The sequence below is a fragment of the Blochmannia endosymbiont of Polyrhachis (Hedomyrma) turneri genome, from assembly GCF_000973505.1.
Lineage (GTDB): Bacteria > Pseudomonadota > Gammaproteobacteria > Enterobacterales > Enterobacteriaceae > Blochmanniella.
Genome location: NZ_CP010048.1, coordinates 516,654 through 531,979 on the forward strand (window position 1 = coordinate 516,654; position 15,326 = coordinate 531,979).

Sequence of the window (15,326 nt, forward strand, 5' to 3'; positions counted from 1 at the left end):
CTGTCTTTTCACAATAATTTCATCTTTAAATAACGAAAAATACAAATATCATAATCAAAAAAACATCAAACTTATCTAAGTAAATCAAAAAAATAACCTTTCTTTATTAAAATACACTTCATCACGTAATGCTTCTATCCGAGCATCTATCGAAGGATGAGACATAAATAACTCACTAAACATATTTCTATTTTTTTTACCATGAATACATAAAGACATTACAATATTAGATTCTTTTGGTTCATAACTTAATTTTAATCTTTTCAAAGCAGCTATCATATTATAAGTACCTACTAACTTAGCGGCACCAGCATCAGCATAAAATTCACGATGACGAGAAAACCACAGTGTAACTATACTAGCTAATATACCAAATACTGATTCTAATATTATGGAAATAAATAAATAAATAGAAGAATTTTCCTGAAATAAATTTTCCTCATCATTATTATCTTCTGATGCCCCATCACCCAATGACATACAATACGCAATACACTGAGCTAAAACCCTGGATACAAAGACAACAAAAGTATTCATCACACCTTGTAGTAATGTTAACGTTACCATGTCTCCATTATAAATATGAGTCATTTCATGTGCCACCACTGATTCAATTTCATTATTGTGCATGTTCTTTAATAAACCAGTACTTACAGCCACCAATGCTGAATTTCTTCTAGGACCAGTAGCAAAAGCATTCATGGCAAGAGACTCATAAACAACCACTTGGGGAATCACAATTCCCAACTTCTTTGACTGTGCACATACAATACGCAATAACCACATTTCTTTTTCATCAGCCATATCTTGTTTTAAAATTTTTCCACGAACAGCAAACAAAGCAATATACTTAGACATACATAAAGAAATTATCGATCCACTAAAACCAACAATCCCTGATATAATTAACAAATTAATCAAATTTAAAAATCGAACATTCATAAAAAACATCACTATACTAAACAATAACATAACTGCTATATTAGTAACTAAAAAAAGAATTATACGTATCATAAAACATCATTCCTAAATATATATATAAAAAAATTGCACTTAGTAAGATTGATATCCAGAATATAACTTTCAAAGATCTTATCATAATATTAAACTTACAATATAAAAATAATATAAAAATAATCAACACCGACAAAAAACTATTTCAAACAAATTCAACCAAATATATTACAAAATTTCATAAAATCAATACATTTCACAAATATCAAAAATACACATAAACATTCTTTCGCTTCAATCAATCAAAATCGACAATACACTACCGACTATTTTCATTCCAACAACGACCATCACGCGCTATCATCGCCGAAGAAGCCTCAGGACCCCATGTTCCAGCTGAATAAAACTTCAATTGGGTATAATGATTATTAACAATACACCAAGATTGTATAATAGAATCAACCCACTTCCAAGCACACTCCACTTCATCACGTCTCACAAATAATGTTTGAATACCATTCATAGCTTCTAATAGTAAACGCTCATAAGCATCAAATAAATACTCTTGATTAAACATTTCAATAAATTTTAAATCTAACGCTGCAATTTGCAATTGATGCTTATGACCTAAACCTGGCATTCTGCTAAGAATTTTCATATCTATACCCTCGTTTGGCTGCAAACGAATAATCAGTCTATTATTTGGTAAAGTATGATAAGAATCACAAAATAAATTATGAATAGGTCTTTTAAAAACAACAACAACCTCAGAAGACTTAGTCGGCAACCTTTTTCCTGTACGTAAATAAAATGGAACACCAGCCCATCGCCAATTATCAATATCTACTCGAATTGCAACAAATGTTTCAGTAATACTATGCTTATTTGCCCCACTTTCTTCTAAATAACCAGGAACTTTTCTGTTATTACTCATATAACCAGAAACATATTGTCCCCGTACTATATTACATATATTAGTATCATTTATGACACGTAAATCACGCAATACCTTTACTTTTTCATCACGAATACAATCAGCAGTAAGATTAGACGGAGGAGACATAGCAATAATAGTTAAAATTTGTAATAAATGACTTTGAACCATATCTCTCATCTGCCCAATCGAATCAAAATACCCCCATCGACCTTCAATGCCAACCTCTTCTGCTACAGTAATTTGAACATGATCGATTATACGATGATCCCAATTATAAGCAAACAAAGAATTAGCAAAACGCAACGCTAATAAATTTAAAACAGTTTCTTTACCCAAATAATGATCAATACGATATATCTGATCTTCATCAAAATATTTCGCAACTTGACTATTAATTAAACGCGCAGAATTTAAACCAGTACCCAAAGGTTTTTCCATAACAATACGACTTGACTTTTTATTTAAACCAAACATCCCTAAACCTTGACAAATAGCACCAAAAAGATCAGGAGGAACAGCAAAATAATAAATAATTACACACGTCTCAACACAATGAATATTTCGTAATAAACTATCAAAAGCACTGATATTTTTAACATCAAGATTACAAAATTGAAAACGGGCACTAAAAATTTTCCATACACTTTCATTAATCGGTTCCAACATAAATTCTTCTAATGCTACTCGAATAACCCGATTTCTATAAAATAAAGAATCCCACATTGCACGACCTACTCCAATAATACAAGTATTTGGATGAATAGCATTCATCTTTTCAAGTTGATACAATGAGGGCAACAACTTTCTACGAACTAAATCACCTTTAGCACCAAAAATAACCAAATTACAAGATTGTGTTACAGAAATCACCACAATAACTTACCTTACAAAAACCATAATAAAAACTAATAATCTATGAATACTATAGAAGATATAAAATTATAAACACACACTTACACATATATTAACAGTATACATGAAATAATTTTAACAATAAAACATCCCCCAATAATCATACATCTTAGAGAACTATCTTGTATTATAAAATAATATAATTAACAATTATACATTATCTTTATTACTTGATAAAAATCTCTGAAATATAATCAGCATCATTTGTAAATATATTAATTTGTAAATATATTAAAATGAAGTCATAATAAATAATTATTTAATCATATTATTATTAGTTTATACACAGTATAATATTTTGGGCGTAAGTAACTTATACCAAGTATAAAAATATAGTATTTAACATATATAAAACAAAGTAAAAAATACCATTCATCCATCATATTTTACCAAAATTTCATTGTTAATTCAACTAACAGAGATTACTATGTCTAGAAAAAAAATATTAAGACGAACTAAAATCATTGCTACATTAGGCCCTTCAACTGATTACAATAACAATCTTGAAAAAATTTTGATCGCTGGTGCAAATGCAGTACGATTAAATTTTTCTCACGGCAAAGATAATGATCACTTCTCACGCGCTAAACAAGTTAGAGAAATATCTAAAAAATACAATAAACATATAGCAATCCTAGCCGATTTACAAGGTCCAAAAATCCGAATATCCACATTTAAAAATAACAAAGTATACCTCACTGCAGGCGATACATTTTTACTTGACTCAAATGTAAAAACTGGAGAAGGAGATCATAAACAAGTAGGTATTGATTATAAAACACTAGCAAATGATCTTAAACCTAAAGATATTTTACTCCTAGATGATGGCCGTATCCAACTACAAGTATTACACATTAAAAATATGCAAATATACACACAAGTACTTACAGGAGGAATATTATCAAATAATAAAGGAATTAATAAATTAGGTGGAGGTCTATCCACTGCAACATTAACGGACAAAGATAAATATGATATTATCACTGCCGCAAAAATTGGAGTAGATTATTTAGCTATTTCATTTCCACGTACTAGCAATGATATTAACTATGCTCGACAATTAGCTATAAACGCTGGCAGCCAAGCTAAAATAGTGTCTAAAATAGAACGTGCTGAAGCTGTAACATCAGACACAATAATAGATGATATTATCCGTGCTTCAGATGTTGTTATGGTAGCCAGAGGAGATCTGGCAATAGAAATTGGCGAGTCAGAACTACCAAGAATTCAAAAAAAAATAATAAACAGAGCACATATACTCAATCGAGCAGTTATCACTGCTACTCAAATGATGGAATCAATGATAGAACGATCCATTCCTACTCGAGCAGAAATCATGGACGTAGCTAATGCTGTGCTCGATGGTACTGATGCTGTTATGTTGTCAGCAGAAACTGCCACAGGACAATATCCATCAGAAACCGTTACTGCCATGGGGAATATTTGTTTAGGTGCTGAAAAAATTTCCAGTATTAATATTTCTAATAACCAACTAAAAACAAAATTCCAAAATATTGAAGAAGCAATTTCAGTTACAGTAATGTACACCGCCAATCACACACATAAAATTAGTGCTGTAATTGACATAACAGAAACAGAAAAAATAACACTAAGAATGTCCAGAATTAACTCAAAGTTACCAATTTTTACCGCATCCCATGATACACATACATTAAACACAATAGCTATATATCGAGGAGTTATACCACTTCTTTTAAAAAACCAGAAAAAAAAAACCTCTACAATTAATACTATAATTAGTCAATTGTCAGAAAATGGATACCTACTATCGGGAGATTTTGTAATTATTGTAAATAATGAAACACTAGAATATATCAACACCAATAATACTAATACAAATACAATACGCATTATACAAATCAAATAACACTTATCTACACAATTTACAATATAATATTACCTTTATTCAGATCGCAAAATAGCATTATCTTTAAAAAAAAGATATTAAAAAAGAATAATTAATTAATAAATATTTATTAATTTTTCAATTATTTTATCATTACATTAATTTAAATATAAAATATTACAAATAATCCAATATCAATACACAACTATTATAAACACATTTCAAATTATTAAATAAACATATACATTCTTCATATGAAAATTTCCACACATGATAAAAAACAATTTTTATATAACTAATTCATTTAAAAAAAATCAACAATATATTCTATACAAAATCCACATAACAAAACATGGTATCTAATATACAATCTTTAAATTGTAGATAAATACTACATACATTAATTAAAATGTAAATATGGCAAAATTATACCTACTTGATGCATATAATTCACACGATCACAACCACTCAATCTTTCAATATTTAAAAAAGTAGCAGTTAAAGGATTAACTGGTTTACGATTAACCCATACTTCAAAATGTAAATGAGGACCGGTGGAACGTCCTGTATTACCTGATAAAGCAATATTATCCCCTTTTTTAACTACTTGACCGACTTTAACTAATAAACGATTTAAATGCAAGTAACGTGTAACACAACAATTACTATGACGAATCACAATATAATTACCTGATATACGTCCATATTTACTAACAATTACTTCACCATCCCCAACAGATAAAACAGGGGTACCAATTGGCACAGCAAAATCCACACCAAAATGAGGAGAAATACGACCAGTAATAGGATTTAAACGATTCAAATTAAAATTAGAAGAAATTCGAAATTGTTTTAGAGTAGGAAACCGTATAAAGTTTCCTGCCATACTAATAGCATCCCGATTATAAAATCTACCATTATCTGCACGAAAAGCATAATAATCTTTACCAAAACTATGTAATCGCACAGCAACCACAAATAATTTGTCAGCAGAATCTTCAAAATTTTTACGATCTAAAGATCTTGAACAAACAGTTAATATCGAAAATTTGTCTCCCCTATGTAATTTTTGAAAATTCACCTGCCACTCTAAAGCATGTATTATCGTTTGAATATTTCGACTATCTAATCCTAAAGAGCGAACACTATTGATGAAATTATCATTCAATTGACCAATAATCATTATATGACGACATCGATCATATTCACGACATGTTATAATAATATTTTCTATAAAATTATCAGTAGACAACACACGATTATAAATACGAATTTCTGTAGATGAAACTCTCCATAATACAGACTGTAAACCATGGCCTTTAACAATCGCTAAAACAACACTTTGACCAAATTTTAAATTTTTTAATATGGGATATTGATTAAATAATATATGTATCTCACGAATATCAACCACTTTAGTATCAGACAACATTTGAAAAAATGTTTTAAAAAATGTAGAAACATTATATATATATACTGTGGCTTTAATTTCATTTTTTTGATACAAAAAATAATTCCTTAAATAAAAATCATCTTGAAAAAAATTTTCAGAAAATTGTATGTTTTGAGTTTGATGTAAACACTGATGTAATAAATAATCTTTTATCGAAAAAAAACGGGTAAAAAAATTGCAATCAAAAGAATAATAATTAGGTGAATATAAAACAGCAATAATCAAAGTAATCAAAACAAATATTTCTGATATAATAGACTGTAATCGATGAAAATAATTCAATGCCAAAATAACAAAAAGAAATACGCAATACACTAATTTTTATCCTTATAATAATCTTTCTTAAAACATAAAAAATCAACTATTTTTATTGAATAAAAATATTCTTAATAGCCACACAATTCATACATACACACTAAATATCATTATCTATATGATACAACATGTCGTTTTTTAAAAATTTAGCATTATGATAAATATCACATACACCATAAATTTTTTTTAACATATGAATCAATTTAAAACATTTCAAAGAATTATCTGCATTTAAATCAATATATACATACGGAATCATCACAAGTTGAAACTCACAAATTTGTATATCACAAGATCGCAACTCAATTTCCATTGCTTGTAATAATTCTGAATTAATATATATCTTAACCATATCACCTGAATGCACACTAACATCATAAGCTCCAACCTTTAATGCTGCATCTATAATAATATCCTCAGAAAAATTAGACACACAAGATATTATCCCTTTTTTACTAAATAAATATGCCACAGACCCATGAATACCTAAATTACCACCATATTTAGACAATGCATAACGTATCTCAGAAACAATACGCCTACTATTATCAGTTATACATTGCAACAAAATAGCAGTACCACCTGGACCATATCCTTCATAAATAACATTCTGTACAATCTTCTCGTTAGCCAATTCTTTCGAACCACGAAAAATAGCACGATTTAAAATATGTTTTGAAACATTATTAGATGAAGCCTTTTGCAAAACCATGCGTAAACGCGAATTATAAAGAACATCCTTACCACCGACTTTTGTTGCAGTTCGTACTTCACGTATTAACTTACTAAAAATTTTCTCTTTTTTAGCATCTTGAACAGCTTTACGACGTTTTGTATTTTTCCATTTACTATGACCAGCCATATACCCTCATTAATTACAATCTAAAAATTCACAAAATACGTAACCATAAATTAAACAACAAAAAACTATACATACTTTATCTATCCGTTAATATTTATCAATATAATAAACAATACAGCACATAATATTATACAAGAAATCAATAAATTTTAACGATAACCACCACTTTGGTTCTTCAAAAATATTTTATCTACAACACAACTTAAAACATCACAAAAAATAAAAACACTTAAAAATTATCAGTAAATTATAATACTAAATAAAACAATACTGATGTTAAATGATAAAAATCAAAAATCAGAATCACAATCAAGAACACTAGGTGCTTTTGTCATTAAATCAACAGCATTTGTTGTTTTAGGAAATGCAATCACATCACGAATATTATCTGTACCACTTAATAGCATCACTAAACGATCAAGACCACAAGCAATTCCAGCATGCACTGGAGCACCATATTTTAAAGCATCTAACAAAAAACCAAACTTATCATTCTGAAACTCTTCAGTAAAACCTAAAATTTCAAATATAATTTTTTGTATTTTATACGAATGAATACGTACTGACCCACTACCAAGTTCACAACCATTAATCACGATATCAAAAGAATCCGCTAATACTGATAATGGATATTCTAATAAAATTTGTATATCAGTACTTTTTGGTGCAGTAAATACATGATGCATAGACATAATATCACCTTCTTCATCCTTCTTAAACATCGGAAAATCAATTACCCATAATGGTGACCAACTACCATTCTTAATTAATTGTAAATCATTACCTAATTTTACTCGTAAAAAATTCAATGCTTTACTTGAAAATTGATGATGTGAACATGATAAAAATAAAATATCGTGTTCTGATATACACGTTTTAAGCAAAATACTTTCAAGAATTGCACACGTAAAAAAACGAACTGCAGAACCTTCTATATTTCTATTACAACCAAAACCATGAATTTTTACCCATGTTAAATTTCCACCTCCAAAACTCTGAAAATCATTAACATACCGGTTAAGTTCATGACATGACAACCGTGCCCCAGATGGCACAAACATAATCATAACTTTTAAAGATATACTTTTATCCACATCCGAATCAAAATAATCATTAGATATTATCTGTTCTGCTGAAATATCAATATAGCTCATTTCTATTGGATTTCTTAAATCTGGACGATCTGAAGCAAACTTGTCCATAACCTCTCTGTAAGTTAATTGAGGAAACCGTGTTAATTCCACGCCTAAAAACTCATACCAAAGAGCATAAATTAAAGATTCAACAAACTCACGTACCCTTTTAGCTGACATAAATGAAGTTTCCAGATCTATTTGAGTAAATTCTGGCTGTCTATCAGAACGCATATCTTCATCACGAAAGCATTTAATAATTTGATAATACCGGTCAAAACCAGATATCATTAATAATTGCTTAAATAATTGAGGGGATTGAGGCAAAGCATAAAACTTTCCTGAATGCAATCTACTATAAACAAGGTAATCACGTGCTCCTTCTGGAATACTGCGAGTTAACATAGGGGTTTCAATATTCAAAAAACCATGTTTTTCCATAAAATGATGCACAAAAGAAATAACATGTGACCGCATTTTTAAACGTTGAAACATAATCGGCCGACGTAAATCCAAATAACGATATTTTAAACGTTGTTCCTCAGAATTATTATCCTTAGTTAAATCCAACGGTAATGGCTCAGAAGTACTAATAATCTTTAAATTACTTGCTAAAACTTCAATCTCTCCAGTTTTCATATTACGATTAATATGATGCATAGGACGCGCACGTACTATACCAGTTATTTGCACACAAAATTCATTCCTTAAATATCGTGCCGATGAAAAAACAACATTATCATGATTAACATCAAAACAAACTTGTATATTTCCAGATCTATCCCGAATATCAATAAAAATAAAATCAGAAAAAATTCGATACCGATTAACCCATCCACACAATATTACTTGTAATCCAATATTAGATATATTTAAATCTTCACAATACACAGTACGCATACAAAAACCCCTCAATATTTTTCATATTATTTGCATAATTTTAAAAATTATAATAAACAATATTGATAAAATATATCTAATACAAATGTGCAATTAATACACATATTTGTACATATTTGAAAAACTATTCCAAAAACATTCAAAAACTTACAAAACTATTTATATATCATCCAATAAAACTATAACACATACTTTTAATACTGTATAATTCATCAGTGAACAATATAACATCAACATCTTATTATTATACTAACACTCTTATGAATCTTCGAAAAATATTATTAAAAAAAATTAACATCGCATTTAAAAAATCAGGAATCCCCAACATATATCAAGCTAACGTACAACAATCTAGTAAAATACAATTTGGTGATTATCAAATTAATGGAATTATATCAATTGCAAAAATGCTTAATGTTTCTTCTAAAACACTTGCAAAAAAAATAGCAAATATACTGCAATCAGACAATATTATTAAAAAAATAGAAATTGCAGAAAAAGAATTTATTAATATCTTTCTAGAACCAACATGGGTAGCAACACAAGTGCAAAACACTCTTGTGTCACCTCGCTTAGGTATTTCACCTATTAAACCAAAAACTATTGTAATTGATTATTCAGCACCAAATGTAGCTAAGGAAATGCACGTCGGACATTTACGATCAACCATTATTGGTGATGTATCCGTGCGTACATTATCTTTTTTAGGACATAAAATAATTCGAGCTAATCATATAGGAGATTGGGGAACACAATTTGGAATGATACTAGCATACTTAAACAAATTACAACTTACAAATACATTCAATGAAAATATTCTACTCAATAAAATAGAATATTATTATCAACAAGCAAAAAAAAAATACGATACAGATCCTGAATTCGCTGAAGAATCAAGGCAATATGTTGTAAAATTGCAAAATGGTGATCATTTCTGTCGAAACATTTGGCTAAAATTAGTGAATGCTTCCATGAAGCATAACCAAAAAATTTATAATCAGCTTAATGTTACATTAAAACCAACTGACATTATGGGAGAAAGCTTATATAATAATATGCTTCCTTACATTGTAGAAGACCTAAAATATAAAAAATTAGCCATAGAACATAATGGTGCAATAGTGGTCTTTCTTGATGAATTTAACAATAGGCATGGACAACCAATGGGAGTCATTATTCAAAAAAAAGATGGAGGATACTTATACACTACCACTGATATTGCCTGCATAAAATATCGATTTGAAATATTAAAAGCACATAAAATAATTTACTATGTCGATTCTCGTCAACATCAACATCTCGTTCAAGTATGGACAATCGCCAGAAAAGCAAATTACATACCTAAAACAGTATCATTAGAACATCATATGTTCGGTATGATTTTAAATCAGCATGGACAACCATTCAAAAGCAGATCAGGAAAAACGCTAAAAATAGAAGATTTGTTACATGAGGCTTTTCAACGTGCAAAAAATTTAATAATTAAAAAAAACCCTAACATACCACCACAAGCACTACAAAAATTAGCTAATATAATTAGTATTGGCGCCATAAAATATGCAGATCTGTCCAAACATCGTACTACACATTATGTTTTTGACTGGAATAAAATATTAAACTTTGAAGGAAACACAGCTCCATATATACAGTATGCATATACTCGAATTATTTCAATTTTTAACCAATCAAAGCTTGATATTAAAAAAATAAAGAGTAATATCGAACTCAATACAAAAGAAGAAACTTTACTAGCGGTTTGTTTATTACAATTCGAAGAAACAATTTTAGTTGTAGCTAATCACGGTACTCCACACATTCTATGCAACTACCTCTACAGAATAGCTTTACTATTCTCATCATTTTATGAAAATTGTTCCATACTTCAAACAAAAAATACACTAACAACACATAGCCGATTACAATTATTATTATTAACACAACGTACTCTAAAACAGGGCCTAAATTTATTAGGCATATCAACCACAAAATATATGTAACAATGTCAAATTATACACATTAATATTTATTAAACAGTTAACCACTACTCACTATAATGTCATGAAAACAATATACTTCATAACTTAAATACAAAAATATATCTTATTACAAATAACAACGTAACATTATTAACAACCCTCACTACTAATTATAATAATGAGTCATAACATAACAAATATAATAACTAAAAGATAAACAAACATTAACTATATTAATAAATAAAATTTTCAATTTTTAACATCATACACAAATACATATTTATGAAATCATATAATACAATGACTACTCAATAATTCATCAAATGACAATACATAAATATATAATTGTCATTTTGAAAAAACAACAAATCAAAAAAATCAATAAAAATATCTTTAAAATTTTTTTAGAATCTAAATAACCACATAATATATTTCAAACACCTATCACAATAAAATGACAGATTTTGCACAAAATAACAAAACAAACAATATTCTTGTTACCTACAACATTAATAATAAATTGACTTAACACAATAAAAAATAATTGAATAAATAATATATCATTTATTAAATAAAAACGCTCTATATTACATAAAACATCATTAATGGTGAAAAAATGGATCAACCACCCAGTATACAAAAATTAGGAAAAATTTTTTTGATAATAGATAATATGTTTGTAGTCATAGGTTTTTACATTGTATTTCCATTAATCTCCATATATTTTATCGAACAACAACAATGGGAAGCACTACTAGTAGGTACTGCTCTAGGACTACGACAATTTATTCAACAAGGATTAGGAATTTTTGGAGGGGCCTGCGCTGATAAATTAGGTGCAAAACCAATGATTGTATTTGGAATGTTAATACGAGCATTTGGGTTATCAATTATGAGTATCTCTGAAACTCCATATTTGCTGTGTGCATCATGTATTTTAGCTGCATTAGGAGGAACATTATTCGATCCACCAAGAACAGCACTAGTATTACAGTTTATTCCATTAAAAAAACGTAATCGCTTTTACACATTACTAATGTTAGAAGACAGCATATGTGCAATTATAGGTACTTTGCTCGGCACCTGGTTACTTCTTCAGTATAATTTTAAATTAGTATGCCTATGTGGATCATTGGTATTTTTAATTGCTGCTATTTTTAACGCTATAAAATTTCCAATATGCTATATACATTATCACCACATTCCAATTTTACAAAATATACAAACAGTACTCAACAACAAAAAATTTGTTATTTACGTTTTAACATTAACTGGCTATTACATACTCTCCATACAAGTTATGTTAATGTTTCCAATACAAATAAATAATATCAGCGGGCATCCAGAAACAATAAAATGGATATACATTATTGAATGTATATTATCACTAATATTATTTTTCCCTATTACCTCTTGGGGCGAAAAATCTTGTAACTCAGAAAAAAGATTAATGATCGGGTTAGGAATAATGCTAATTAGCTTATTTACAATTGGTTTTATTGATAATTTATATATCTTATTTTGTTCGATTAGTTGTTTCTATATAGGCACTATCATCGCTGAGCCGGCAAGAGAAACATTAATCAGTATTTTATTAACAAATAATAAAGAAAAAAATAGTTATATGGGATTTAGCAAATTAGGACTTGCTTTGGGAGGAATTATAGGATATAGCGGAAGTGGTTGGTTATATGATTTCAGTAAGCAATTAAACATTCCAGAATTGCCATGGTTTATACTTAGCATAATCGGACTAATTACATTATTAGGACTGTATTATCAGTTTAATAAAATATAAAAAATTATATAATTAATATAGTTTAAATGTTAAGTGTCACATATAAAACATTTCGACAGCATATGAAAAAAATATCTTATTATACAGATAGTAAATTTATATTTATAACAACCCATTTTATTTTAATACAACCGATTACATTTCTTTACAGAAATATTTAAAATAAATAATTATTTAAAATACATCTGACGCATCATTTTTTATATTAAAATAACAAAAAAACCGTTAATATACTGCTGATATATGATATATTATTATTACATATGTTACGTTACATGTATAGCATAAAAACTATTTCTTTTATATAAAAAATATAAAAAATTATAACGAATAACGCAATTCAAAAAAAGGTGGGGTGTCCGAGTGGCTGAAGGAGCATGCCTGGAAAGCGTGTATACATAACAAAAACGTGTATCAAGGGTTCAAATCCCTTCCTCACCGTATAAAAAAATATAATATAATAATTACCACCACAAATAAAAATAGATAATATATTTTAAACAATTGAGTATAAAATATCATTATCTCCACTATATTGATCATTATAACAATATCTATACCTATATCTATGTATCTTCCATCTTTCAATTTAATGCAAAAATCAAAACAATAATTATATACTTTTACATTGAGAAACGGAGAGGAAGGGATTTGAACCCTTGAAGAACATCATGCTCTTAACGATTTTCGAAATCGACCCGTTCAACCACTCCGGCACCTCTCCATATTACCCTCTCAACAAGAATACACCACCCAATAACAACAATATGCAAAATAAAAAAATACACATATATTATTGACAATACTAATAATCATTGACATATCACACTTAATAAAGCATACTAAAGGAGAATTCCTCTGTAGTTCAGTTGGTAGAACGGCGGACTGTTAATCCGTATGTCACTGGTTCGAGCCCAGTCAGAGGAGCATACTCAAAACACATTTAACCAATACTAATTATTGTATATCGCAAAATTTTAATTATTAATTTTCTCTACAAAACAATGTAAATACATATAATTTCAAATTAATTCAAATCCAATTGATGAAAATCATGCGAATTAATCATACCCACTAATTTTCCTCTAATATCCACTACCGGGGCTGCATGAATTTTATTTTTATGAAACATTGTCATAGCCACAAAAGCACGACAATCCTCCTCTAGCAAATAACCAGGAACTGTCATCGCTTTAACAATGGGATCCGATAAAGATTTTCCAGCTACTAACCACCGTCTTAAATCCCCATCAGTAAACACACCAACTACATTATTTAATGGATCACACACAGCTGTCAAACCTAATCCAGTACGATTCAATTCACACATTGCATCCATTACTGTTACTTTTAAACAAACTTTTGCTATATTACCACCAACTCTCATAACCTGAGAAACACGATTATATAATTTAGCACCCAATCTTCCTCCCGGGTGAAAACGAGCAAATTGATCTACACTAAATTCTTTTTGACGCATTAATGTTATAGTTAAAGCATCACCCATCATTAATGCGTTAACAACACTAGATGTTGGTACAAGCTTCATTGGACAAGCCTCCCTTTCAATTTTAATGTCAAGAACACAGCTAGCAGCTTTAGCCAATGATGAAGAAGAATTACCAGTTAAAGCAATAATTGGAATACAATTCTCTGATAACAACGGGATTAAAGTATCTAATTCACACGCTTGACCTGAATAAGAAATAAATATTACTACATCTTTAACATCAATCATTCCTAAATCGCCATGCAACGCGTCCGCTAAATGCATAAAAAAAGAAGGAGTACCAGTACTCGCCAACGAAGCAGCAATTTTTTGAGCAATATGACCAGACTTACCTATACCAGAAACAATAACCTTCCCGCTACAATTCAATAATATTCGACATGCAAGAACAATACTATCATTTAAACGCATTAACATCTTTTTTGCTTCAGAAATCTCTATTAATAAAGTCTCTTTAGCATAATCCAATAATTTCTTCTCATTCATCACGATTTACCAACACCAATATCGTCTTTTAACTATTTATTTAAAAATATATACCAAATACTTCCAAATAAATAAAATAAATTTTATGATTTAAATAAAATAAATGAGAAACTATTTTCTTTTCAATTTATTAAAACTTCTAAAAATATAACAAATGTAAATATAACCAATAAAAATAAAATACTTAACTATTAATCACAATATATTTTATTATAACAATTAA

Annotated in this window: 9 protein-coding genes and 3 tRNA genes; 5 read left to right on the forward strand and 7 right to left on the reverse strand. The window is 28.7% G+C overall.

The window, feature by feature from the left end; all coding sequences use genetic code 11:
* Positions 1-84 precede the first annotated feature (84 nt).
* On the reverse strand, positions 85-1,014 hold the full coding sequence (gene htpX / locus BTURN675_RS02185; protein ID WP_046288910.1) for a protease HtpX: 930 nt from the start codon (positions 1,012-1,014) through the stop codon (positions 85-87).
* A gap of 259 nt (positions 1,015-1,273) precedes the next feature.
* Complete coding sequence (zwf, locus tag BTURN675_RS02190; protein ID WP_046288911.1) at positions 1,274-2,767, reverse strand: glucose-6-phosphate dehydrogenase; 1,494 nt, start codon at positions 2,765-2,767, stop codon at positions 1,274-1,276.
* A gap of 463 nt (positions 2,768-3,230) precedes the next feature.
* Here zwf and pyk point away from each other — a divergent pair, with 463 nt between their 5' ends.
* Positions 3,231-4,691: a pyruvate kinase gene (pyk, locus tag BTURN675_RS02195; protein WP_046288912.1), complete on the forward strand. Its 1,461-nt coding sequence runs from the start codon at positions 3,231-3,233 to the stop codon at positions 4,689-4,691.
* 379 nt (positions 4,692-5,070) lie between these two features.
* On the opposite strand, the gene mepM is transcribed toward pyk, so the two are convergent.
* The 3 genes from mepM to aspS form a co-directional block, all read right to left on the reverse strand.
* Complete coding sequence (mepM, locus tag BTURN675_RS02200; RefSeq protein WP_046288913.1) at positions 5,071-6,438, reverse strand: murein DD-endopeptidase MepM; 1,368 nt, start codon at positions 6,436-6,438, stop codon at positions 5,071-5,073.
* Positions 6,439-6,538: 100 nt separating this feature from the next.
* Positions 6,539-7,300: a YebC/PmpR family DNA-binding transcriptional regulator gene (locus BTURN675_RS02205; RefSeq protein WP_046288914.1), complete on the reverse strand. Its 762-nt coding sequence runs from the start codon at positions 7,298-7,300 to the stop codon at positions 6,539-6,541.
* Between the two features lie 290 nt (positions 7,301-7,590).
* The gene (aspS, locus tag BTURN675_RS02210; RefSeq protein ID WP_046288915.1) at positions 7,591-9,333 is read right to left on the reverse strand and encodes an aspartate--tRNA ligase; all 1,743 of its coding nucleotides are present in this window, start codon (positions 9,331-9,333) and stop codon (positions 7,591-7,593) included.
* Between the two features lie 260 nt (positions 9,334-9,593).
* Between aspS and argS the strand changes: the two genes are divergently transcribed.
* The 3 genes from argS to BTURN675_RS02230 all read left to right on the forward strand — a co-directional run bounded on the left by argS (position 9,594) and on the right by BTURN675_RS02230 (position 13,548).
* A complete protein-coding gene (argS, locus tag BTURN675_RS02215; protein ID WP_046288916.1) occupies positions 9,594-11,330 on the forward strand; it encodes an arginine--tRNA ligase in 1,737 nt (578 codons plus the stop codon).
* A gap of 595 nt (positions 11,331-11,925) precedes the next feature.
* Entirely contained in the window at positions 11,926-13,107 is a 1,182-nt protein-coding gene (mdtH, locus tag BTURN675_RS02225; protein ID WP_046288918.1) for a multidrug efflux MFS transporter MdtH, read from the forward strand.
* A 349-nt stretch (positions 13,108-13,456) separates the two neighbouring features.
* Positions 13,457-13,548: transfer RNA gene (locus tag BTURN675_RS02230), tRNA-Ser, on the forward strand.
* A gap of 195 nt (positions 13,549-13,743) precedes the next feature.
* Here the strand turns inward: BTURN675_RS02230 and BTURN675_RS02235 are convergent.
* Positions 13,744-13,831 (reverse strand) — tRNA-Ser (locus tag BTURN675_RS02235).
* Between the two features lie 130 nt (positions 13,832-13,961).
* Here BTURN675_RS02235 and BTURN675_RS02240 point away from each other — a divergent pair.
* Positions 13,962-14,034, forward strand: a tRNA-Asn gene (locus BTURN675_RS02240).
* Between the two features lie 100 nt (positions 14,035-14,134).
* Here the strand turns inward: BTURN675_RS02240 and gutQ are convergent.
* Entirely contained in the window at positions 14,135-15,106 is a 972-nt protein-coding gene (gene gutQ / locus BTURN675_RS02245; protein ID WP_420021784.1) for an arabinose-5-phosphate isomerase GutQ, read from the reverse strand.
* Between the last annotated feature and the right edge of the window lie 220 nt (positions 15,107-15,326).

Coding starts and splice junctions, on each gene's coding strand:
- BTURN675_RS02205 (WP_046288914.1), bottom strand. CDS start 7,300: ATGGCTGGTCATAGTAAATGGAAAAATACAAAACGTCGTAAAGCTGTT.
- htpX (WP_046288910.1), bottom strand. CDS start 1,014: ATGATACGTATAATTCTTTTTTTAGTTACTAATATAGCAGTTATGTTA.
- aspS (WP_046288915.1), bottom strand. CDS start 9,333: ATGCGTACTGTGTATTGTGAAGATTTAAATATATCTAATATTGGATTA.
- argS (WP_046288916.1), top strand. CDS start 9,594: ATGAATCTTCGAAAAATATTATTAAAAAAAATTAACATCGCATTTAAA.
- pyk (WP_046288912.1), top strand. CDS start 3,231: ATGTCTAGAAAAAAAATATTAAGACGAACTAAAATCATTGCTACATTA.
- mdtH (WP_046288918.1), top strand. CDS start 11,926: ATGGATCAACCACCCAGTATACAAAAATTAGGAAAAATTTTTTTGATA.